Raw genomic sequence first — 21,289 nt, forward strand, 5'->3', positions numbered from 1 at the left:
CCTAAGGAAAGCCTCGCGCTGGTCCTGTGCGAGCCGACAGGGCCGCGGGTCTGGTTCGGCAGGGGTCGTTGGTCATCCAGTTGCCCAACAACAGCCCCACTCTGCCGTCCAGGCAAGACGACAGATAGATCCGATAATGGACATTATGTCATTCCGTGTGCGCAGAGGCCCCGCTCCCCGCGGAATGCCACGCGCATGTGGCCGGTTGCCTGCCCATGCCCGGTGACCTCGTCCACGCGTTCGCCTTGCAGCGGTTCAGCCCGCTGCGCTTCGACCCGGACCACGTGATCCCCGAGGCCCACGTCGACGCGCTGCTCGAGGCCGCCCGGCGTACGCCGTCGGCAGGCAACTCCCAGCCCTGGTCGTTCGTCGTCGGCCGCCGCGGCGACGACGTGCACACGCGCCTCGTGCGCCATCTCGCGCGGAGCTCCGGCGCCTGGGCGCCCGCCGCCAGCCTCCTCGTCGCCAACCTCACGCAGCGACACGTCGAGGGCACCGACCTGGAGTACTCCGAGTTCGCCCACTACGACCTCGGCCAGGCCGTCGCCCACCTGACCTTCCAGGCCCACCACCTCGGGTTGGCGGTCCACCAGTTCCGCGCCTTCGACCGCGACGCGCTCGCAGCCGAGTTCGCCGTGCCCGCCCACTGGGAGGTGACCAGCATGGCCGCGCTCGGGCTCCCCCTCGGCGACCCGCATGCGCACCAGGGCGCAGGCACCAGTCGCGAACGACGTACGCGCGACGCGATCACGTGGGCTCGCGTCGGGCGGACACAGGCCGGCTAGCCGACAAGACCCAGCTGGGTCAGCAGGCCGAAGAGGTCGACGGCGTGCCAATGCTCGGCGAGCTGGCCGTCGTCGGTGAGCCGGTAGATGTCGATCCCGCTGCCGACGAAGGTCCGCCCGGTGGCGGGCGCACCGAAGAACTCCCCCACGTGCGTGCCCGTCTGGCTCCAGCGGACGACCACGCGGTCGCCCTCCGCGACGACGTCCTCGACCGTGAAGTGCGGAGCGAGGGCGCCCACGAGCATCGAGACGCGGTCGACGAGGCCTTCGCGCCCGGTCCCCTGCCCGGGCAGCGGGTCGTTCTCGGCGTACTCCTCGACGGCGAGCTCGGCGATGCCGGAGAGGTCCCCGGCGTTGAAGAGGTCGTAGAACCGGCGGGCGGTCTGCTTGTTGGCGTTGGTGTCCATGCGGCCAGCCTCGACCCCGCTCCCCCGGGCCGCCACGAAAAGTGACCCACCGACTTCGTGCTCGGACTAGTGTCCGGCCATGGGCAGCCTGGGACGGACCCTGCGCACCCTCCGCGAGGACGCCCACCTCACGCAGGAGGAGCTCGCGGAGCGCTCCGGCCTGAGCGCGCGCACGATCAGCGACATCGAGCGTGGCCTCCGGCGCCGCCTGTACCCCGACACGGCCGGCCGCCTGGCTGGCGCGCTCGGCCTGGCGGGCAGCGCCTCCGACGAGTTCAGCGTGCTCGCGCGTGGGCAGGCTGTGGAGGCTCCCGGCGAGCTCGACCTCGGCTACCGGCACCGGTTCGTGACGGTGCACCTGGAGCGGGTCGAGCAGGTCGGCCGGGAGCTCGGCCGCGAGGACCACTGGTACGCCGCCCTCGACGCGGACGCCGCCAACGTCGAGGTCGCGCTGCGGTGGGCCCACGAGGACAGCGACGCCGAGTCCGTGCTTCGGCTGAGCCTCGGCCTGTGGCAGTACTGGCAGGCACGCGGCGAGCTGGCACGCGGCCGCGCCTGGCTCGAGCGCGGTCTCGCGGGCGCGGTGGCGCTGCCGTCCACGCGGCTGAAGGCGCTCTGGGCGCTCGCGTGGCTAGCGTTCGAGCAGGGTGACGATGCGTACGCACGCGAGTGCGCCCGCCTGCTCAGCGAAGCGGCCGCAGGGACGGGTGACGACACGGCCAGGCGCAACGCCGCGACCGTGCGCGGCATGGTCTCCCTCGCCGGAGCTGATGCGTCGGGCGCACTGCGCGAGCTCACCGAGGCGCTCTCGTACGCCGAACGGCTGGACCAGCCCTGGCTCGTGGCGACCTCGCACCTCAACCTCGGACTGGCCCTCGTCGCGTCCAACGACCCCAGTACCGCACGGGCCTCGTTCAACGAGGCCCTGCGCCGCTACGAGGAGCTCGGTGACGAGCGGTTCCGGGCGCGCTGCCTCGGCTACCTCGGCCTCTCGGCGCTCGCCGAGGACCAGCACGGCCGCGCCCAGTCCCTCTACAGCCAGAGCCTTGCGGCGTTCGTGAGCCTGGCCGAGCCGAAGGGCACGGCCGAGGGCCTCGCCGGTCTCGCCGCCGTCGCCGCCACGAACGGCGACCCCGTGCGCGCCGCCACGCTCGGTGCCGCAGCGGAGCGGCTCCGCGAGTCGTACTCCGGTCGGGCATTGCCCCTCGACGCCCGGCTGGTCGAGGCCCGCCTCGAGGGCGTACGGAGCCAGACCACTGTCGAGGCCTGGGCGAGCGCCTGGACCCGGGGCCGCGCCCTGCGCCTCGAGGAGGCGGTCACCCTCGCGCTCGGCGAGTGAGGGCCCGCCCACTACAGTCGCCGCCATGCTGACCCGTACGACGCTCGTCGCCTCGCTCGCCCTGGTCCCGGCCCTCGCCCTCTCCGCCTGCGGCAGCGACTCGGGCGACCAGGCCGCATCGCCGTCCGACGGCTCGGGCACCTGCTCGTACCCCTCGTCGGGGCCGGCCGCGCGTCCCGTCAAGGCGCCGGCCGCGGAGCCGACCGCCACCGGTGAGGTCGCGGCGACCATCAAGACGAACGTCGGCAACCTCGCGATCACCCTGGACGGCAAGGCCGCGCCGTGCACGGTGAACTCGTTCCTCTCGCTCGCCGCGCAGGACTTCTTCGACGACACGCCCTGCCCGCGTATCGCCGACGGCCCCGGCTTCGCCATGCTCCAGTGCGGGGACCCGACCGGCACGACCGGCGGCGGTCCGGGCTACACCGTCCCCGACGAGGTCACCGGCGACGAGGCCTACCCCGCAGGCACCCTCGCGATGGCCAACACCGGAGCCCCCAACTCCGGCGGGTCCCAGTTCTTCCTGGTCTTCGGTGACACGCAGCTCAACCCCGACTACACCGTCTTCGGCCACCTCGCCCCGGCCGGCATCAAGATCCTCAAGGCCGTCGGCGCCAAGGGCGACGACGGATCCAACCGGGCCGGTGGCGGTCACCCCAACCAGCCGGTGACGATCAAGGACGTCGCGGTCAGCGCGGCGAAGTAGTCGACTCCCCCAGCCGCATGACGACCGGGGCGCCCGCCTCGACGGTGCGGCTGACGGTGCACCAGCGCTCGTGGGTCCGCTCCACGGTCGAGGGCAGGATCGCGCGCGCCGCGTCGCCCTCGGGCCCCTCGGGGAACTCGATCTCGAAGGTCACCGTGAGCTGACCCATCCGGGTGCCGCCCTCGTCGCGCTCCTTCTCCCCCGTCGCGACGGCGCGGAACGTCGTCGCGGCCGCACGCCGGGCCGTGATCGGGTCGATCGTCACCGCTCCGCAGCCCGCGAGGGCAGCCAGGAGCAGCTCGACGGGCGTGAAGTCGGGGTCCGTGCCGTCGCCGAGCGTCACCACTCCCCCGCGCTCGTTGGTCGCGCGGAACCGCGCCGGGCCGATCTTCTCCAGCTCTACCTGGCGGTGCGTGTCACCCATGCCGAGGACAGTACGCCGAGGCAACCGGCCGGCTCGCGGCGTGGGTCGCGGGTTCTGTCGGTGGTCGCTGTTTGGATGGTCACATGCTTCTCGTCGGTGTGCTCCTCGGTCTCCTGCTCGGTGCTGTCGTGGGCTGGCTCGCAGCCCGCCTCCGCCAGGCCGAGACCCTGCCGCTCCCCGCAGCGGAGGACCCCGAGATCGCTGCTGCGCGCCACCGGGCCGAGATCGCCGCGGTCCGCCAGGAGGAGGCCGAGGCGCGTGCGGTGCTGCAGGCCGACGTCGCCCACGCCGAGGCCACGGTCGCCGGACTCCGCGAGTCGGTCGCCAGCCTCCAGCAGAGCCTGGTCAACGCCCGTGCCGACCACCAGGCCCTGCTCGAGGCGCACCGCCGCGAGCAGGCCGAGCGCGAGCGCGCCGAGGCGGGCCAGACCCAGGTCCTCAAGACCCTCACCCCGGTCGCCCAGCAGCTGCAGGCGATGCAGCGCAAGGTCGACGAGCTCGAGCGCCAGCGCTCCCTGCAGCACGGCGAGCTCGCCGAGCAGCTCCGCACGACCCGGCGTACGGCGGAGGAGTCGCGCAAGGCGGCCGACACGCTGGCCTCCGCCCTCGGCAACAACGCCACGCGGGGCTACTGGGGCGAGACGCAGCTCCGCACGCTGGTCGAGTCCGCGGGCCTGCTCGCCCGGGTCGACTTCACGACCCAGGCCTCGATCACCGCCGACTCGGGCGCGCGCCGTCCCGACATGGTCGTCAACCTTCCGGGCGGCAAGCAGATGGCAGTCGACGCGAAGGCGCCGTACACCGCCTTCGTCGCAGCCTTCCGGGCGGCCTCCGACGCCGACGAGCGGCAGCGCCTGCTCGTCGACCACGCCCGCAAGATCCGCGGGCACGTCGACGCGCTCTCGGGCAAGACCTACTGGACCGGTCTGGCCGCGAGCCCGGAGTTCACGATCGCCTTCATCCCCAACGAGCAGCTGCTCAACGCCGCGCTCGAGGTCGACCCCTCGCTGATGGAGTACGCGTTCGGCAAGGGCGTCGTGCTGGCCACGCCGGCCAACCTCTGGGCGGTGCTCAAGACGGTGGCCTACACCTGGCGCCAGGACGTGCTGACCGAGGATGCCAAGCGCCTCTTCGACCTCGGCCAGGAGCTCTACCGCCGGATCTGCACGCTCGCCGGCCACGCCGAGAAGATGCGCAGCTCCCTCGAAGGCGCCGTCAACCACTACAACTCGTTCGCGAGCTCGCTGGAGTCGCGCGTCCTCGTCACCGCCCGCAAGCTCGACCAGGTCGACGAGGCGAAGCTGCTCGCGACCCCCACGCTGATCGAGAAGACGCCCCGCCGGATCGTGGCGGCCGACTTCGAGGCGCTCCGCGACGTCGACCGTGACGAGCTTCCGCTCCACTTCGAGCCGATCGACGCCGAGGTCGTCGACGACGACTCCGCGGCCGGCTGAGAGCCGGCCTGGCGGCGGTCAGAAGGAGGGCAGCCGCCCGGGCGCGAGGATCACGAAGGCCGCGATCAGGCCGAGGGCGACCAGCCAGACCAGCAGTCGCGCGAACTGGCGGCGTCGACGACGACCCCGCCGGTTGGTGCCGTTGCCAGCCAGCGGGCGGCGCTCGCGCTCCTCGAGGCGGTCTGCGAAGACGCGGAGCGTCGGGTCATCGGGGGCGCGCCAGCCGGGGACATGCGGCTCGAGCGACTCGGGCCTGACAGCGTCGGTCGCCATCTCCCCCACCGAGGGCACGACCTCCGAGGAGGCCGGTACGGTCGGCGCGGCGAAGCCGGCAGCGACCTGGACGGGCTGAGGCACGGCCGCGTCGCGCTGAACCTGCTGCGGCACCACCGGCGCCGGTGCGGGCGCAGTGTGCTCGACGTCCTCGGGGACGGAGGGCGCAGCAGCAGCCGCGGGGGTCTCGAGCAGCGGCGCCGTGATGACCGGGATGTTGCCGGTCAGGTGGCTCCAGTCCTGCGGCGGCGGAACCGGCGCGCTGAACGGGATCCGGCACAGGGTGCACTTCTCCGCCTCAGCCGGCGACAACGTGCCACACCACTCACAGCGCTTCTCGTCCACCGTTGTCGCAGCTCCCCATCTCCCGACCCGATTGCTTCTGAAGGATAGTGGTCCGGACCACGGACTTCTGCCGAAACCACTGAAATCGGTCGACGAAAAGATTGGATGTCCAACCTCTTCCCCACGAGGTTACTGACCAGTATGTTGCCGGGTGTTACCCACGTCACACCGAGGAGTGTTCATGCGTCTCACCCGAGCAGTGGCCGGTGCCGTCGGCGCCGGGGCCGCCGTCCTGGCCGGCATCACGGCCCTTCCGTCCCCCGCGCTGGCAGATGGCCCGGGCGTCGGTACGCCCTGGGTCGTCTCCGTCGGCGACTCCTACATCTCGGGAGAGGCCGGCCGCTGGGCCGGCAACACCAACAACGGTGAGTCGATCCACGACGCCGGCGGTGCCGCGACGTACTTCGACAACGCCACGCACACGGCCGAGACGATCAACCGCTGCCACCGCTCCACGGCCGCCGAGATCTACATCGGCGGCGGGGTCAACGGTCTGAACCTGGCCTGCTCGGGCGCCAAGACCGGAACCGTGCCCAGTGACAGCAGCGGCTACTTCAAGCCCGGCCTGGACTTCTACAACGGCACCCAGGGCAAGGGCCAGGCGCTGATGCTCCAGGACTTCGCGACCGGTCACAACGTGAAGATGGTGTCGCTCTCGATCGGCGGCAACGACTTCAACTTCGGCGCGATCGTGCAGCAGTGCGTGACCGACTTCCTCGGCTCGCCCTCCTGGTTCAAGGACTACTGCAAGGACGACAGCGTCGTCACCAACGCGATGAGCAGCGCCAACGTGGCCACGCAGCGCGCCAACATCAAGAACGCGCTGCTCAACGTCCGCACGGCCATGCGCAACGCCGGGTACGCCGACGGCTCGTGGACGCTGCTCGTCCAGAACTACGAGTCGCCGCTGCCTGCCGGGACGGCGTTCCGCTACTCCGAGTCTGGCTACACCCGGCAGAGCACCGGCGGCTGCGGCTTCTGGAACGCCGACGCCGACTATGCCAACGGCACGATCCTGCCGACGATCAACAACACGATCACCGGCGCGATCGGCGACACCGGCATGACCAACGTGAAGACGCTCAACCTGAGCAGCGCCTTCAACGGCCGACGCCTCTGCGAGAACACCGTCGGCCTCTACGAGGAGCAGGGCCTCAGCAGCTGGACCAGCACCGGTGCGGTCGACAAGACCGAGTGGGTCAACACGATCCGCACGGCGACCGCGACGGGCAACTACTACATCCAGGAGTCGCTGCACCCGAACTACTGGGGCCAGCTCGCGCTGCGCAACTGCGTCCGCCAGGCCTGGAACGGCGGAACGCCGCGGAGCGGCAGCTGCGTCAGGGGCGCCAACGGCTTCAACGCCAGCGGCGAGCCCAACATGACGCTCAACTGATCCCCTGAACGCCGAGGCGGCACATCCTGCGTGTGCCTACCACGCAAGATGTGCCGCCTCGCCACACCAGATCTGCCGCCTCGGCGGGTGGGTCAGTCGGCGAAGGCCTCGGGCGGAGGGCAGGCGCAGACCAGGTTGCGGTCGCCGTACGCGTTGTCGATGCGCGCGACCGGCGGCCAGTACTTGTCCGGGTCGATCCCCGTCGGGAAGACGCCGAGCTCGCGGGAGTACGGACGGTCCCAGTCGCCGACGATCGAACGCGACGTGTGCGGCGCCCGGGCGAGTGGGCTGTCGTCGTGGCCCCACTCCCCCGCCTGGACCTTGGCGATCTCGCCGCGGATCGCGACCATCGCGTCGATGAAGCGGTCCAGCTCGGCGAGGTCCTCCGACTCGGTGGGCTCCACCATCAGCGTGCCCGCCACCGGGAACGACATCGTCGGCGCGTGGAAGCCGTAGTCGATGAGGCGCTTGGCCACGTCGTCGACGGTCACGCCGCTCTCCTTCGAGAGGCCGCGCAGGTCGAGGATGCACTCGTGGGCGACCAGGCCGTTCTCGCCCTTGTAGAGCACCGGGTAGTGCTCCTCCAGGCGGGCAGCGACGTAGTTGGCCGACAGCACCGCGGTCGCCGTCGCCTTGGTGAGGCCGGCGGCGCCCATCAGCCGCACGTAGGCCCACGAGATCGGCAGGATGCCCGCCGAGCCGTACGGCGCAGCGCTGATCGCGCCGATGCCCTCGCGCTTCTCCACCAGCGGGTGCTGCGGGTGCGTCGGGAGGTACGGCGCGAGGTGGGCGCCGACCGCCACCGGGCCCACGCCCGGGCCACCGCCACCGTGCGGGATGCAGAACGTCTTGTGCAGGTTGAGGTGCGAGACGTCGCCGCCGAACTCACCCGGGCGGGCGTGGCCGAGCAGCGCGTTCAGGTTGGCGCCGTCGACGTAGACCTGGCCACCGTGGGAGTGGACGATCTCGCAGAGCTGCGTGATGCCCTCCTCGTAGACGCCGTGCGTCGAGGGGTAGGTGACCATGATCGCGGCGAGGTCGTTGCTGTGCTCGTCGCACTGCTTCTGCAGGTCGTCGAGGTCGATGGTGCCGTCGTCGTTGGACTTCACGACCACGACGCGCATGCCGGCCATGACCGCCGACGCGGCGTTGGTGCCGTGCGCGGAGGCGGGCATCAGGCAGACGTCACGGTGGGTGTCGCCGTTGGCGAGGTGGTAGGCCCGGATCGCCAGCAGGCCGGCGAGCTCACCCTGGGAGCCGGCGTTCGGCTGGATGGAGACCGCTGCGTAGCCGGTGACCTCGGCCAGCCAGCCCTCCAGCGCGGCGACGAGCTGGTGGTAGCCCTGCGCGTCCTCGGCCGGCACGAACGGGTGCAGGTCGGCGAAGCCCGGCAGCGAGATCGGCTCCATCTCCGTCGTCGCGTTGAGCTTCATCGTGCACGAGCCGAGCGGGATCATGCCCTTGTCGAGCGCGTAGTCGCGGCCCGCGAGCTTGTGCAGGTAGCGCAGCATCTGCGTCTCGCTGCGGTGCGTGTGGAAGACCTCGTGCGTGAGGAACGGCGTCTGGCGCGCCAGCTCCCCCGGCAGGGCCGACGGCGTGGTGCGGTCGAGCTCGTCGAGGTCGAGCGCGGTGATGCCCTCGATGGTCGGGCCGAACGCCGCGAGCACCTTCTCCACCGTCTCGTGCGTCGTCGCCTCGGAGGTCGAGAGGCCGACGGTGTCGGCGTCGACGAGGCGCAGGTGCAGCCCGCTCCTGCGCGCCGCGGCCACCACGGCCTGGGCGCGACCCGGCGTCGCCACCGTGAGCGTGTCGAAGAAGGATTCCGAGCCGAGCTCGTAGCCCAGGGACTTCAGGCCAGCGGCGATCACGGCGGCATAGCGGTGGGTCCGGGTCGCGATCGCGGTCAGCCCCGCGGGGCCGTGGTAGACGGCGTACATCGCGGCGGTGACGGCGAGCAGCACCTGCGCGGTGCAGATGTTGGAGGTCGCCTTCTCGCGGCGGATGTGCTGCTCGCGCGTGCCCAGCGCCAGCCGGTACGCCGGACGGCCCTCGGCATCGATGGAGACGCCCACCAGGCGCCCGGGCATGTGGCGCTCGAGCCCCTTGGAGACCGCCATGTAGCCGGCGTGCGGGCCGCCGTAGAAGAGCGGGACGCCGAAGCGCTGCGACGAGCCGATGACGACGTCGGCGCCGAGCGCACCGGGCGCCTCGAGCAGCGTGAGCGCCAGAAGGTCCGCGGCGACGACGGCGAGGCCGCCCTGGGCGTGGGTCGCCTCGATGGTCGCGCGCGGGTCGCGGACGGCGCCGGATGCACCGGGGTACTGGATGAGCGTGCCGCAGACCTTGCCCTCGGGAAGGCCCTCGGCGAGGTCGCGCACGACGACCTCGATCCCCATCGCCTCGGCGCGCGTGCGGACGACGTCGATGGTCTGCGGCAGCGCGTCGGCGTCGACGACGAACGGGCCCTCGGCCTTGCGGTTCGCGCGGCGTACGAGGGTCATCGCCTCGGCCGCGGCCGTGCCCTCGTCGAGGAGCGACGAGTTGGCGATCGGCAGGCCGGCGAGGTCGCCGATCATGGTCTGGAAGTTGATCAGTGCCTCGAGGCGGCCCTGCGAGATCTCCGGCTGGTACGGCGTGTACGCGGTGTACCAGGACGGGTCCTCGAGCACGTTGCGACGGATGACCGGGGGCGTGATCGTCGCGTGGTAGCCGAGGCCGATCAGCGGCTCTCCGGGAAAGTTGAGGCCGGCCAGCTCGCGCGCCAGCGCGCCGACCTGGGCCTCGGTCATCGCCGGCGGCAGGTCGAGCTCGGCGGCAGGGCGGATGCCTGCGGGCACCGCGGCGTCCATCAGCGCCTCGAGCGAGTCGTGGCCGAGGACGCCGAGCATCGAGGAGATGTCGGACGGCGTCAGGCCGATGTGCCGGTCGACGAACGGCAGCGCGGCGTCGAGGTCGTGGAGGCTGGGCAGATCAGTCACGGCGATCTCCATCGGAAGCGTCCCGTGGGACGGGTCGGGTGTCGCCTCCCCCTCTGTCACGCCCGACGCTGGACGCTCCAGAGTTGCCTCACTCCGCGTGGTCCCTGGCGCCTGAGAGTTCCGGGGAGGAATTGCCCCTTCGGCGCTCCGCTGACGCGGAGTCTCTCCCACGCGGTGTCAGCAGCGGGGAAAGGTTACCTCAGCGATCCCCGGCCCGAGGGCGATCAGCGCCGCTCTCAGGCGTGGGTGTGACCGGCGTGACGCGTGCGCGCGCGTTCCTCGGCGTAGTGCACGGTCTCGTACGCCGCCAGCGCCCACACGAGCGCGGCCAGCAGGACGATCTGGCCGAGCGCGGGCAGTCCCCCACTGACCAGCCACGCCACCGCGACCACGACGGCGAGGCCGGCGCGCGGCGTGCTGAACCGGTGGAGTGTCCGGAGCTTGAAGCCGATGTGGCCGAGCAGGTAGAGCAGCACACCGCCGAAGAGCGCCGCAGCGGGCAAGGCGCCGAGCGGGTCGGTCAGCTGGTGCTCGTGCGGGTTGCCGACGTACTGCATCGCCTTCTTGAGGCCCAGCGCCATCAGCACGATGCCGGCCATGAGCGGCAGGTGCAGGATCGAGTAGGCATCCCGCGCCATCGACACGTTGCCGCCACCGCGCACCACCTCGTCGAGGGCTTCCTCACCCTTGAGCGCGCTGATGTCGAAGTAGATCCACCACATCGCCGCCGCCAGCGCGACACCCGCGGCGGCCGCGGCGATCACCGGCCAGGAGATCGGCTGGTCGTTCGTGCCCGCACCGATCGCCACGATCGACTCGCCCAGGCCGATGATCACCATCAGGCCGTGCCGCTCGGCGAAGTGGCCCGCCGAGCGCAGGCGCCAGCCGCTCGCGCCGCCCAGCACGGTGCCGCCGTAGTCCGAGGCCAGCGCCGCCAGCCAGAAGTACGTCGCGGTGTACGGCGAGTCCGTGTGCGCAGCGAGCACGAGGAACGCGGTGCTGAGGATGATCGTCGGGCAGAAGCGCAGCAGCTGGCGACGCAGCGCGGCGTCGCCCTCGGCGTACACCCAGAAGAGGGCGAGGTGCGTCAGCCGGAAGGCGAAGTAGCAGCCGGCGATGACGTAGGGACCGTCGAGCCCGCCGGGCAGGTCGTGGAAGGCCTCGGGGATGGCCAGGGCGACCAGGAACATCACCGCCATCGCGAGCAGCAGGATCAGGCGCACCGGCCCCTCGTCGGCGCGGACCAGGTTGCAGAGCCACGCGTAACCGACCCAGCCCCACCAGAAGAGCGCCAGGACCGCGAGGCCCTGCACGATCCGCCAGCCGTCGAGGTCGTGCGCCATGAACGCCGTGACCTGCGTGACCGCGAAGACGAAGACGAGGTCGAAGAAGAGCTCGAGGGTGGTGGCGGACTGGTCCTCTTCGGTCTCCTCCATGCGCGCGTCCATGCGGAAAAGACTAACGACCCGCTCCCCTGTCGGGGGCGGGTCGTCGGCCGGAGACGTGGTGCGAGGTCGGTGGAGGTCAGCCGATCTTGCGGGCGCGGCGCGCGGCGAGCTCGTCGCTCGCGCTGGAGGTCGCGGCCGCGTCGTCGGCGCGCTCGCTCGGCAGCTCGGAGAGCGTGCCCTCGATCTCGCGCCAGACACCGCCGATGGCGATGCCGAAGACGCCCTGGCCGCCCTGGAGGAGGTCGATGACCTCGTCGTTGCTGGTGCACTCGTAGACCGAGGCACCGTCGGACATCAGCGTCACGCGGGTCAGGTCGTCGGTGCCGCGCTCACGCAGGTGGGTGACCGCCGTGCGGATCTGCTGCAGCGAGATGCCCGCGTCGAGGAGACGCTTGATCACCTTGAGGATCAGGATGTCGCGGAACGAGTAGAGCCGCTGGGTGCCGGAGCCGGAGGCACCCCGCACGCTCGGCTCGATCAGGCCCGTGCGGGCCCAGTAGTCGAGCTGGCGGTAGGTGATGCCGGCCGCGTTGCACGCCGTCGGACCGCGGTAGCCCGCGTCGCTGGGCAGGGGGGACACGTCGTCGGTGAAGAGCAGACCCTGCTCCTCAGCCTCGCCAGCTGCCATCTCGGCAGCGGCGGTGTCCTTCACACCTTCGTTCAGCTCCACGTCGACCTCCGTCGTCTCGCTCCGTTTGCCTGCAACTCCCGGGGGAAGGTCCGCCATGGTGGAGACCACAGCGGTGGAGTTACAACGAAGACACTCCAAGGTAGGCCCGGGCCCCCATCGGGTCAACGCGACACCCCGGTGTGTCTCACCCTCAAGTTGAAGGTGAGGGTCAGTTGGCTCAGGGCTCGAAGTCCTCGGGCGTGACGTGGTCGAGGAACTCCCGGAACCGCTCGACCTCGTCCTCCTGCTCCTCAGGCACGGCGAGCCCGGCCTCGGCGAGGACCTCCTCCGCACAGACGATCCGCGCACCCGTGCGCAGCGCCAGGGCGATCGAGTCGGAGGGCCGCGCGCTCACCTCGACGCCGGAGGCGAAGTGCAGCTCGGCGTAGAAGACACCGTCCTGCATGGAGGTGATGCGGACCTCCGAGAGCGTGTTGCCCGTGCTGGCGATGACATCACGCAGCAGGTCATGGGTCAGCGGCCGCGGAGGCACGACGCCCTGCTGGGCGAAGGCGATAGCGGTCGCCTCGACGGCGCCGATCCAGATGGGCAGGTAGCGGTCCCCCGCCACCTCGCGCAGAAGCACGATGGGCTGGTTGGAGGGCATCTCGACCCTCACTCCGACGACGTCGACCTCGCGCACACCCTCACCCTACTCGCGCACCGGAAGGGCGTCAGCGGCCGCGGCGCAGACCGCTCTTGACGAGCGTGGCGTGCAGGCGCACGGAGAGCGCGGCGATCGCGGCGACGGTCTCGTCGGCCCGCGCGGAGGCGGCCGCGTCGCGGCCGTTGCGCACCGGTGCGGTCATCTGCTCGACCAGGCCGACCTCACGGTCGGCAGCGGCCTTGAAGGCGCGCAGGTGGCGCGGCTCGAGGCCGAACTCGGCGAGCTCGGCGGCAGTGCGGGCGATCAGCAGCGCGTCGTCGTCGTACAGGCTGGTGCCGGTGCGGGGACGGACCAGGCCGAACTGCTCGAGCTCGGCGAGCTGCTCCTCGGTGATGCCGGCGATCTTCACCAGCTCCTTGCGTGAGAGGCGCGTGTCGCCGCGCTGCAGGAAGGACTCGGCGCTCGGCATGCCGTCGGCAGCGAGCGAGACGGTCGGCACGGACGGAACGACCGAGGCGATCGGCGGCGGCTCCTGGCCACGGTCGATCGCGTCGAGGTGCTCGCCGATGACCTTGAGCGGCAGGTAGTGGTCACGCTGCATCCGCAGGATGTAGCGCAGCCGCTCGACGTCGGCGTACGAGAACTTCCGGTAGCCCGACGCGGTGCGCTCGGGCTTGATCAGCCCCTCGGCCTCCAGGAAGCGGATCTTCGGGATCGTGACCTGGAAGTCGTCACGGAGCAGGTCGAGGACCTGTCCGATGTTCATCCGCGCTGACGCGGACGACTCCTGGGTCGCTCCCATGCTCAGGCTCCGGCGTGGCCGGCGAAGAAGACCAGGCGGTACTTGCCGATCTGGACCTCGTCACCATCCTGCAGCGTCACCGAGTCGATGCGGTCGCGGTTGACGTAGGTGCCGTTGAGCGAGCCCACGTCCGTCACGGTGTACGCCGACCCGTCGCGGCGGAACTCCGCGTGGCGGCGGGAGACGGTGACGTCGTCGAGGAAGATCTCGCTGTCGGGGTGGCGACCGGCGGTCACCACCTCGGCGTTGAGCAGGAAGCGGGAGCCGGCGCTCGGACCGCGCTGCACTACGAGCAGCGCCTGGCCCTCGGGGAGCGCGTCGACGGCCGCCGACTCGGTCTGGGCCAGCCCGCGCTCGGCGACGTCGAACGTGATCGTCGCGGTCGCCTCGCTCTCCGACTCCGCCGCGGCGGAGCCGGCCAGACGGGTGCCGCACTGGGAGCAGAACCGCGCCTCGGCGGGGTTCTGGTGACCACAGTTCGTGCAATAGGGCATCTCTGCCACCCTCCCTGGTCCGGCATCACCCTCAACGGGAGGTCGAGGGTGTGCGTCCAACGTATCAGCCCTGCAGGGACGCCTCGTAGGCCGCCGCGTCGAGAAGTCCCTCGACGTGCGACGCGTCAGCGGGGACGACCTCGAAGAGCCAGCCCTCGCCGTACGGGTCCGAGTTGACGAGCTCGGGCGTTGCCTCCAGGGCCTCGTTGCGCGCGACGATCTCGCCGGCCACCGGGCAGTAGACGTCGGAGACCGACTTCGTCGACTCGAGCTCACCGATCGCGGCGCCCGCCTCGACCGAGTCACCGACCTCCGGGAGCGAGACGTAGACGATGTCGCCGAGGGCGTCCTGGGCGAAGTCGGTGATGCCGACGCGCACGGAGCCAGCCGCGTCGCCCGGGGTGCGGACCCACTCGTGCTCACTCGTGTACTTCAGGTCGTCGGGGGTCACGGTTGCTCCTCGGATCAGGTCTCCGGCAAGGCCGGAGGGGGCGGTTACGGGGCAGGTTAGCGGTCGGAATCGGGCGCGGCGAACTGCGGCGCGCGGTCGGGAACCACCGCGTCGACGACGACCTCGTCGTCCTTCGACGTGGTGAGCGTGCCGCCCACGGCCTCGACCCGCTCGAGCGGGCCCTGGGGGAAGTCGAGCGCACCCTCGAGCGCACCCGGCTCGCCGATCACGTCGATGACGTACGGCGCCTCGACGCTCTGCCCGCCGACCCGGATGCCCTGGGTCGAGTCCTCGAACGAGGTCTGGGCCACGACCCGGACCCTGTCGTTGAACTCCATCGCCTCGGCGCCCGTCGCCCGGAGCTCCTGGACCATGTCGAGCAGGAGGGCGGCGGTGACCTTGGACTCGGGGTCGGTGATCGTGATGCGTACGCCGGATCCCCGCGCCGCGAGGGTGCCGGACAGGATGCCCAGCGCGGTCTGCTCCTGCTTGGCCAGCTGGACGGCGGTCTGGCGGCTGTTGGTGCTGCTCGTGAGCCGGTCGCGATCGGTCTTGAGCCGGTCGATCTCCTTCTCGGCGCGCTCGGTGCTCGCCGCGAGGCCGTCGAACGCGCGGACGAGGTCGGTCTGGCGCAGGCCGGTCAGGTCGTCGTCGGACTGGCGGGCGACCTGGGTCGCGCCGGCGAAGCCGAGGCTGAACAGCAGGCCGGCGACGATCCACTGCCCACGGCTGGGTCGGCTCAGCAGCGAGGCACGGAGCCGCTCCCGGGCGGTGGTGGGCGGTACGGCCAGCCCGTCGGGGTTGTCAGGCATGGAACACGTGCCTCCGGATGGCCGCCGCGTTGGAGAAGATCCGGATGCCGAGGACGACGATGACACCGGTGGTCAGCTGGCCGCCGACACCCAGCTTGTCGCCGAGGAAGACGATCACCGCCGCGATCAGCACGTTGCTGACGAACGAGACCACGAAGACCTTGTCGTCGAAGATGCCGTCGAAGTAGGCCCGGAACGCACCCAGGACAGCGTCCAGGGCCGCCACCACCGCGATCGGGAGGTACGGCACGAACGGCGCCGGCACGTCGGGCTTCAGCAGCAGGCCGACGACGACGCCGGCCAGGAGTCCCAGCACTGCGATCACGGGATGTCCTCCGGTTTTTTCGGTGGCGGCACGGGCTCGGCACGCACCAGGTCGGGGCGCGCGGCCGCGGGCAGCCGCAGGTGGTTGTCATTGTCCATGCTGAACACAAAGCCGTAGCGGGACCGGACGCCGAGGAAGGTCACGCCGGAGCTCGTCTCGACGAACCGGCTCTGCAGGGCGTTGACGTCACCCACCGCGAGCACGGTGTACGGCGGGCGCAGCGCGCGGTCGTGGACGAGGATCGCGCTGCCCGCCGTGCGGATGCCGGTCGTCACCGTGAGCCGGATGCCGTTGACCGCGATCGCCTCGGCCCCGGCGGCCCAGAGGCCGTCGACCAGGGTGGCCAGGTCCTCGTCGCGCACCACTCCGTCCTCGGAGCCGTCCGCGGCGTCGTCGAGCGTCGCGCGTACGCCGGGGCCTCGCACCGCGGTGTAGCCGGCGAGCGCGCCGACCTCGTCGTTGGCGCTCGCCAGCGCGCGCTCACGCCGGGCGAGGGAGGCCTGGCGCGTGGTGAGCGACTCGATCTCGTCGTGCAGGTCGCCGATCTGGCGGTTGGCGTCACGCAGGGCGTCACGCTTCACGCCGATCTGCTGGACCAGCCCGTCGCGAGCCAGTGCATCGGCGCCGGCCGATGCCCGCGTCTGCACCGCCGCGACGACGAGCAGCAGCCCGAACACGCCCACCACCACCGCGGCACGCCAGCGGTGCGCCGGGTCCGCCTCGCCGGACTCCCCCGCTGCCTGCCGCGCCTCGGCCACGTGCTGGTAGTCGAGGTCCAGGGAGTTGCGCGTCACGACGTCCAGCAGGGGCATCGTCACGTGGGCCGGCAGGGGCGAACGGTCAGGCATCGGGCCGGACCGCCCTCGGGTCGGGAGCCGCCAAGAGCTTGCGGACCTGCCAGGCGTAGAGCACTCCGGCCCACCAGTAGAGCGCGATGCCCCACCACGCGAAGGCCCAGCCGAAGACGTTGGCCATCGTCGCCCCGACCGAGTCGCCCTGGCCCAGCAGCAGGAGCGGGAAGGCGTACAGGAGGTTGAAGGTCGCGGCCTTGCCGAGGAAGTGCACGGGCAGCGCGCTGTAGCCGCGGCGCCGCAGGAACGGCACGAGGCCCCACAGGAAGAGGTCGCGTGCGGGGAGCACGACGGCGACCCACCACGGCACGACGTCGCGCAGCGCGAACCCGACGACCACGGCCAGGATGTAGAGGCGGTCGGCGACCGGGTCGAGGATCTCGCCGAGCGCCGAGCGCTGGTCGAGCTTGCGCGCGGCGTATCCGTCGGCCCAGTCGGTGATGCCCGCGAGCGCCAGGACACCGAGGGCCCACCAGTCCGCCTCGGGACCGAGGAGGAGCCACAGGAAGAGGGGAACACCGGCGAGGCGCACGAAGCTCAGGGCATTGGGCAGCGTGAGCACCCGGTTGCTGCGTCGTACGGCCTGCACGTCTCCCCTGCCGGTCACTGCTGGTGGTGGCGCGCGGACGCGCTCTGGTCGATGGGAACCCTAGTCGGAGTCAGTCGTCGTCGTGGTGCGCCGCGTCGCGAATCTCCCCGACCAGCTCCTCCAGGACGTCCTCGAGCGTGACGAGACCGATGACCTCGCCGTCTGTGCCGACCACCCGTGCCATGTGGGCGCCCCGGCGCTGCAGGGTCTCGAGCGCGTCGTGCAGGACGTCGTCGGGCCGCACGCTCGCGAACGGGCGGATCCACTTGTCGTCGATCGGGCGCAAGCGGCGCGCCTCGTCGATCTCGAGGACGTCCTTGATGTGGACGTAGCCGAGCCAGTCGCCGTCGTCGCCGGTCACCGGGAAGCGCGAGAAGCCCGTGGCGGCGCAGAGCTCCTCGACGGAGGCAGCCTCGGCTCCGCGCTGGAGCGTCGTCACGCCCTGCGGCTCCAGGACCACGGCTGCGACGGTGCGCTCGGTGAAGCCGAGGGCGCCGGCGAGGCGGCCGTACTCGTCGTCCTCGAGGAGTCCCTCGCCGCGCGACTCCTCGACGAGCGCCGCGACCTCGTCACGGGTGTACGTCGACGAGACCTCGGACTGCAGCCCGACGCCGAAGATCCTGAGGATCCCGGCGGCAAGGGCGTTGATGACCACGATGACCGGGCGGAGCACCACGACGAAGCACCAGACGGCCGGGCCGAGGATCAGCGCGGCGCGGTCGGGGCCGGCGAGCGCGATGTTCTTGGGGATCATCTCGCCGAGCACGACGTGGAGGTAGACCACCACCGCGAGCGCGATCACGAACGAGACCGGGTGGAGCAGGTCGTGCGGCAGGTGGGTGAGCTCGACGAGCGGCTCGATCAGGTGGGCGACCGCGGGCTCGCCGACGGCACCGAGCACCAGGGAGCAGACCGTGATGCCGAGCTGGTTGACGCCGATGACCAGGGAGATGTTCTCCATCGCCTTGAGCGTCGTGCGCGCCAGCGCCGAGCCGGCCTCGGCCTTCGGCTCGATCTGGGTACGCCGCGCGGCGACGAGCGCGAACTCGGCGCCGACGAAGAACGCGTTGCCGAGCAGCAGGCCCAGGGCCAGCAGCACCGCGGGAAGGCCGCTCATGCGTCGTCCTCCCCGGCCTCGGGATCGGCGCTCTCCTCGACGGTGAGCCGGATCCGGTCGATGCGGCGGCCGTCCATGCGCTCCACGTGCAGCCTCGCCGTACGCCGGACGGCCGGGCGCTCCGGGTCGGCCTGCAGGTCGACGAGCGCGACGTCGCCCGCCATGGGGACCCGGCCGAGCGCACGGAGGACGAGGCCGGCGATGGTGTCGTAGTCGTCGTGCTCGGGCAGCTCGATGCCGGTCTCGTCCTCGACCTCGTCGGGACGCAGCAGGCCGGAGAGCGACCAGGAGCCGTCGCGGCGGCGGTGGACGCGCGCGCCGAGCCGGTCGTGCTCGTCGGAGATGTCGCCCACGATCTCCTCGACGACGTCCTCGAGCGTGACGATGCCGGCGTGGCCGCCGTACTCGTCGAGGACGACCGCGAGCTGGAAGCCCTCGCCGCGCAGCAGCGAGAGGAGCGGGTCGAGGCGCAGCGAGTCGGGCACGACGATCGGCGGGACCATGATGTGGCGGACCCGCGTCGTGGACCGCTCGTGCACCGGCAGGGCGACCGCGTGCTTCACGTGGACCGTGCCGACGACCTCGTCGCCCTCGCCGTAGACGGGGAAGCGCGAGTGGCCGGTCTGGCGGGCAAGCTCGATGACCGCGAGCGCGCGGTCGGTCGAGTCGACGCTGTGGACCCGGACCCGCGGCGTCATGATCTCGCCGGCGGTGCGGGAGCCGAACTCCACGGAGCGGTCCATCAGCTCGGCGGTGTCGGCGTCGAGGGTGCCCTGGTCGGCCGAGCGCTGGATCAGCGACTGGAGCTCGGCGGGACTGCGCGCGGACCGCAGCTCCTCCTGCGGCTCCATGCCGAGGCGGCGTACGACGGCGTTGGCGGAGCCGTTGAGCAGCCAGATCGGGAAGCGGTTGACCGCGGTGAACCCGCGCTGGAAGCGCTGGGTCGCACGCGCGACCTGCAGCGGCCGGGCGACCGCGAGGTTCTTGGGCACGAGCTCGCCGAAGACCATCGTCGCCAGCGTGCTGAGCGTCAGGCCGAGGCCGAGCGCCACCGGCGTCACGGCGCCGTCGGGCAGGCCCGCCGCGCGCAAGGGTCCGTCGACGATGTCGGAGATCGCGGGCTCGGCGAGGAAGCCGATCGCGAGGTTGGTCACCGTGATGCCGACCTGGGCGCCCGAGAGCTGCGTCGAGAGCGCGCGCAGCGCCTTCTGGACGCCCGCGGCACCGGCGTCGCCCTCGGCGGCGAGCCGGTCGACCTGGCCCCGGTCCACGGTGAGGAACGCGAACTCCGCCGCGACGAAAGCGCCCGCGGCCGCGATGAGGAGGAGGGAGACCACCAGCAGGATCCACGCGGTCACTGGCTGGCCCCTGGGTCGCACTTCACACCCCGCACCCTACTGGCCTGCGCTAGCGTCACGTCGCGATGGACCTCCTCACCGGCGTCACGACCCTCTCGGTCGTCCTGGCCCTCGCGCTCACGCTGTCGCTCGTGCTCCTCGTCGTCAGCCGCGTCCAGCTCCGTCGCGTACGCCGGCAGCTCACCGCGGTCGAGAACGCGGTCGAGCCGCTGACCAACCGCGCCGCGAAGGCCGCTGGCTGGGCGGTGCGCGGAGCCGTCGGCACCGCGGTGCGGATCCGCGAGCAGGGAGTGGGCGGCATGCTGCGTTCCTCCATCGAGGAGCTCACCGGCTTCGCGCTCGAGGACAAGCAGGCGATCGACCGCGTGATCGGCGACGACGGCACGGTCACGATCGTCTTCTCCGACATCGAGGACTCCACCGCGCTCAACGAGCGGCTCGGCGACGCCGCGTTCGTCGCGCTCCTCGACGCCCACGACCAGGTCATCCGCAAGCTCGTCGCCAAGGCGGGCGGCCACGTGGTCAAGTCCCAGGGCGACGGCTTCATGCTCGCCTTCGGAGACCCCGCCGCAGCCGTCGGCGTGGCGATCTCGATGCAGCGCGCGCTCACCGTCTCGCGGCGTCGCGCGCTCCGGCGTACGCCGATCAGGGTGCGGATCGGCGTGCACGCGGGCCGCGTCGTCCACCGCGAGGGTGACTACTTCGGCCTCAACGTCGCGATGGCCGCCCGGGTGGCCAGCCTGGCCACGGGCGGCGAGATCCTCGCCACCGAGGGGGTCCGCGACGCTGTCACCGACCAGCACTTCCGCCTCCGGATGCCCGCCGCGAGCCTCAAGGGCATCCCGGGCCACCACCAGCTGTGGTCGGTCGACTGGACCCCGGTGGACCCCCGGGATTGAGCCCGAATCTGGCTCTGTTGAGCCAGAAAGTGCCACTGACCGCTAGATTGGAAGACCCGCGAACGCAAAGGAGGGACGCCCATGACCGAGACCGACGACGTCGCCGTCGCCGTGCCGGCCTCCCCTGCGTCCATGACCTTCGCCGACTTCGGCGAGGCGTTCCTGCGGAAGGTCGTCCACCGCCGTCGCGTGCTCGAGGTCGTCGAGCGGGTGCTCGGCGAGAAGATCGAGCTCGGCCCGATCGGTGCCGGGCCCGGGCGCAAGTTCGCCCGCGTGCACGCCACCGGATGGTTCCAGCCGATGTCCGGCGTCGAGATCCCCGGCCCCGACATCGCCTTCCGCGTGATCATCCCCGTCGACGTGGACTTCGCGATCGAGATCGCGCGCGACGTCAACCGCTTCCGCGCCCGCCTCCTGGTGCCGGTCACCGTCAAGCTCCGGCTGGAGCCGCCGCTCGACCTGATGGTCGACGTCGTCCTGCCCGAGGAGGACGAGGTCTCCCTCCAGGTCGAGACGGACAAGCGGCGCTCGGCCGTCCTGCAGCGCGTCGCGGGTCTGGAGACCGAGCTGCGCCGCTTCATGATGCGGGTGATGGAGAAGGAGTTCGCCAAGCCGCACATCCAGCGGATCATGCGGATCGACCTGCTCCAGCTCGTCGACGACTCGTGGCCGCACCTCGTCGACAGGCTCCTCCCCGACGACCCGCCGCCACACCACGACCCTGGTGCAGAAGCACCCGCTGACCTGCTGTAGGGTTCC

Annotated in this window: 23 protein-coding genes and 1 riboswitch; of the genes, 7 read left to right on the forward strand and 16 right to left on the reverse strand. The window is 71.5% G+C overall.

Going from position 1 to position 21,289, the window contains the following annotated elements; translation table 11 throughout:
- Positions 1-215 precede the first annotated feature (215 nt).
- Positions 216-785: a nitroreductase family protein gene (locus IEX47_RS13675; RefSeq protein WP_188784555.1), complete on the forward strand. Its 570-nt coding sequence runs from the start codon at positions 216-218 to the stop codon at positions 783-785.
- Here the strand turns inward: IEX47_RS13675 and IEX47_RS13680 are convergent.
- Positions 782-1,192, reverse strand: a complete 411-nt coding sequence (locus IEX47_RS13680; protein ID WP_188784556.1) for an ester cyclase — start codon at positions 1,190-1,192, stop codon at positions 782-784. The genes IEX47_RS13675 and IEX47_RS13680 overlap by 4 nt on opposite strands.
- A 79-nt stretch (positions 1,193-1,271) precedes the next feature.
- On the opposite strand from IEX47_RS13680, the gene IEX47_RS13685 reads away from it, so the two are divergent.
- Positions 1,272-2,531, forward strand: a complete 1,260-nt coding sequence (locus IEX47_RS13685) for a helix-turn-helix domain-containing protein (RefSeq protein ID WP_188784557.1) — start codon at positions 1,272-1,274, stop codon at positions 2,529-2,531.
- Between the two features lie 25 nt (positions 2,532-2,556).
- On the forward strand, positions 2,557-3,237 hold the full coding sequence (locus IEX47_RS13690) for a peptidylprolyl isomerase (protein WP_188784558.1): 681 nt from the start codon (positions 2,557-2,559) through the stop codon (positions 3,235-3,237).
- Here IEX47_RS13690 and IEX47_RS13695 read toward each other — a convergent pair.
- The gene (locus IEX47_RS13695) at positions 3,221-3,661 is read right to left on the reverse strand and encodes an OsmC family protein (RefSeq protein ID WP_188784559.1); all 441 of its coding nucleotides are present in this window, start codon (positions 3,659-3,661) and stop codon (positions 3,221-3,223) included. The genes IEX47_RS13690 and IEX47_RS13695 overlap by 17 nt on opposite strands.
- Positions 3,662-3,744: 83 nt before the next feature.
- Here IEX47_RS13695 and IEX47_RS13700 point away from each other — a divergent pair, with 83 nt between their 5' ends.
- Positions 3,745-5,115: a DNA recombination protein RmuC gene (locus IEX47_RS13700; protein WP_188784560.1), complete on the forward strand. Its 1,371-nt coding sequence runs from the start codon at positions 3,745-3,747 to the stop codon at positions 5,113-5,115.
- A gap of 18 nt (positions 5,116-5,133) precedes the next feature.
- Here the strand turns inward: IEX47_RS13700 and IEX47_RS13705 are convergent, their stop codons facing one another.
- Positions 5,134-5,733: a hypothetical protein gene (locus tag IEX47_RS13705; protein WP_188784561.1), complete on the reverse strand. Its 600-nt coding sequence runs from the start codon at positions 5,731-5,733 to the stop codon at positions 5,134-5,136.
- A 181-nt stretch (positions 5,734-5,914) separates the two neighbouring features.
- Here IEX47_RS13705 and IEX47_RS13710 point away from each other — a divergent pair, with 181 nt between their 5' ends.
- A complete protein-coding gene (locus tag IEX47_RS13710) occupies positions 5,915-7,129 on the forward strand; it encodes an SGNH/GDSL hydrolase family protein (protein WP_188784562.1) in 1,215 nt (404 codons plus the stop codon).
- 92 nt (positions 7,130-7,221) lie between these two features.
- Here the strand turns inward: IEX47_RS13710 and gcvP are convergent, their stop codons facing one another.
- The 13 genes from gcvP to IEX47_RS13775 form a co-directional block, all read right to left on the reverse strand.
- The gene (gene gcvP, locus IEX47_RS13715) at positions 7,222-10,107 is read right to left on the reverse strand and encodes an aminomethyl-transferring glycine dehydrogenase (protein WP_229662876.1); all 2,886 of its coding nucleotides are present in this window, start codon (positions 10,105-10,107) and stop codon (positions 7,222-7,224) included.
- Positions 10,108-10,195: 88 nt separating this feature from the next.
- Positions 10,196-10,287, reverse strand: a riboswitch (glycine riboswitch).
- 56 nt (positions 10,288-10,343) lie between these two features.
- On the reverse strand, positions 10,344-11,555 hold the full coding sequence (locus IEX47_RS13720; protein WP_188784564.1) for a low temperature requirement protein A: 1,212 nt from the start codon (positions 11,553-11,555) through the stop codon (positions 10,344-10,346).
- Positions 11,556-11,631: 76 nt separating this feature from the next.
- Entirely contained in the window at positions 11,632-12,183 is a 552-nt protein-coding gene (locus tag IEX47_RS13725) for a MerR family transcriptional regulator (protein ID WP_188784620.1), read from the reverse strand.
- A 220-nt stretch (positions 12,184-12,403) separates the two neighbouring features.
- Complete coding sequence (locus IEX47_RS13730; protein WP_188784565.1) at positions 12,404-12,868, reverse strand: bifunctional nuclease family protein; 465 nt, start codon at positions 12,866-12,868, stop codon at positions 12,404-12,406.
- 31 nt (positions 12,869-12,899) lie between these two features.
- Positions 12,900-13,634, reverse strand: coding sequence for a transcriptional regulator FtsR (gene ftsR, locus IEX47_RS13735; protein ID WP_188784566.1), 735 nt, complete (start codon positions 13,632-13,634; stop codon positions 12,900-12,902).
- A 2-nt stretch (positions 13,635-13,636) separates the two neighbouring features.
- Positions 13,637-14,128, reverse strand: coding sequence for an FHA domain-containing protein (locus IEX47_RS13740; protein WP_188784567.1), 492 nt, complete (start codon positions 14,126-14,128; stop codon positions 13,637-13,639).
- A gap of 64 nt (positions 14,129-14,192) precedes the next feature.
- A complete protein-coding gene (gene gcvH / locus IEX47_RS13745) occupies positions 14,193-14,579 on the reverse strand; it encodes a glycine cleavage system protein GcvH (RefSeq protein ID WP_188784568.1) in 387 nt (128 codons plus the stop codon).
- Between the two features lie 56 nt (positions 14,580-14,635).
- Positions 14,636-15,391: a DUF881 domain-containing protein gene (locus IEX47_RS13750; RefSeq protein ID WP_188784569.1), complete on the reverse strand. Its 756-nt coding sequence runs from the start codon at positions 15,389-15,391 to the stop codon at positions 14,636-14,638.
- Positions 15,384-15,716 (reverse strand): small basic family protein, encoded by a 333-nt coding sequence (locus IEX47_RS13755; RefSeq protein ID WP_188784570.1) that lies wholly within the window; start codon positions 15,714-15,716, stop codon positions 15,384-15,386. Before IEX47_RS13755 ends, IEX47_RS13750 begins: the two co-directional genes overlap by 8 nt.
- Positions 15,713-16,564, reverse strand: coding sequence for a DUF881 domain-containing protein (locus IEX47_RS13760; protein WP_188784571.1), 852 nt, complete (start codon positions 16,562-16,564; stop codon positions 15,713-15,715). The genes IEX47_RS13755 and IEX47_RS13760 overlap by 4 nt, the downstream gene beginning before the upstream one ends.
- Complete coding sequence (gene clsA / locus IEX47_RS13765) at positions 16,557-17,156, reverse strand: cardiolipin synthase ClsA (protein ID WP_188784621.1); 600 nt, start codon at positions 17,154-17,156, stop codon at positions 16,557-16,559. Before clsA ends, IEX47_RS13760 begins: the two co-directional genes overlap by 8 nt.
- Before the next feature lie 70 nt (positions 17,157-17,226).
- Positions 17,227-18,273: a hemolysin family protein gene (locus IEX47_RS13770; protein WP_188784572.1), complete on the reverse strand. Its 1,047-nt coding sequence runs from the start codon at positions 18,271-18,273 to the stop codon at positions 17,227-17,229.
- Entirely contained in the window at positions 18,270-19,631 is a 1,362-nt protein-coding gene (locus tag IEX47_RS13775) for a hemolysin family protein (protein ID WP_188784573.1), read from the reverse strand. The genes IEX47_RS13770 and IEX47_RS13775 overlap by 4 nt, the downstream gene beginning before the upstream one ends.
- A 65-nt stretch (positions 19,632-19,696) precedes the next feature.
- Between IEX47_RS13775 and IEX47_RS13780 the strand changes: the two genes are divergently transcribed.
- Together IEX47_RS13780 and IEX47_RS13785 are read left to right on the forward strand one after the other, a co-directional pair.
- Complete coding sequence (locus IEX47_RS13780; RefSeq protein ID WP_188784574.1) at positions 19,697-20,530, forward strand: adenylate/guanylate cyclase domain-containing protein; 834 nt, start codon at positions 19,697-19,699, stop codon at positions 20,528-20,530.
- An 81-nt stretch (positions 20,531-20,611) separates the two neighbouring features.
- Positions 20,612-21,283 (forward strand): hypothetical protein, encoded by a 672-nt coding sequence (locus tag IEX47_RS13785; protein WP_188784575.1) that lies wholly within the window; start codon positions 20,612-20,614, stop codon positions 21,281-21,283.
- The last annotated feature ends 6 nt before the right edge of the window (positions 21,284-21,289 follow it).

Origin of the sequence: Nocardioides phosphati (assembly GCF_014646375.1) — a bacterium.
GTDB classification, from domain to species: Bacteria; Actinomycetota; Actinomycetes; order Propionibacteriales; family Nocardioidaceae; genus Nocardioides; species Nocardioides phosphati.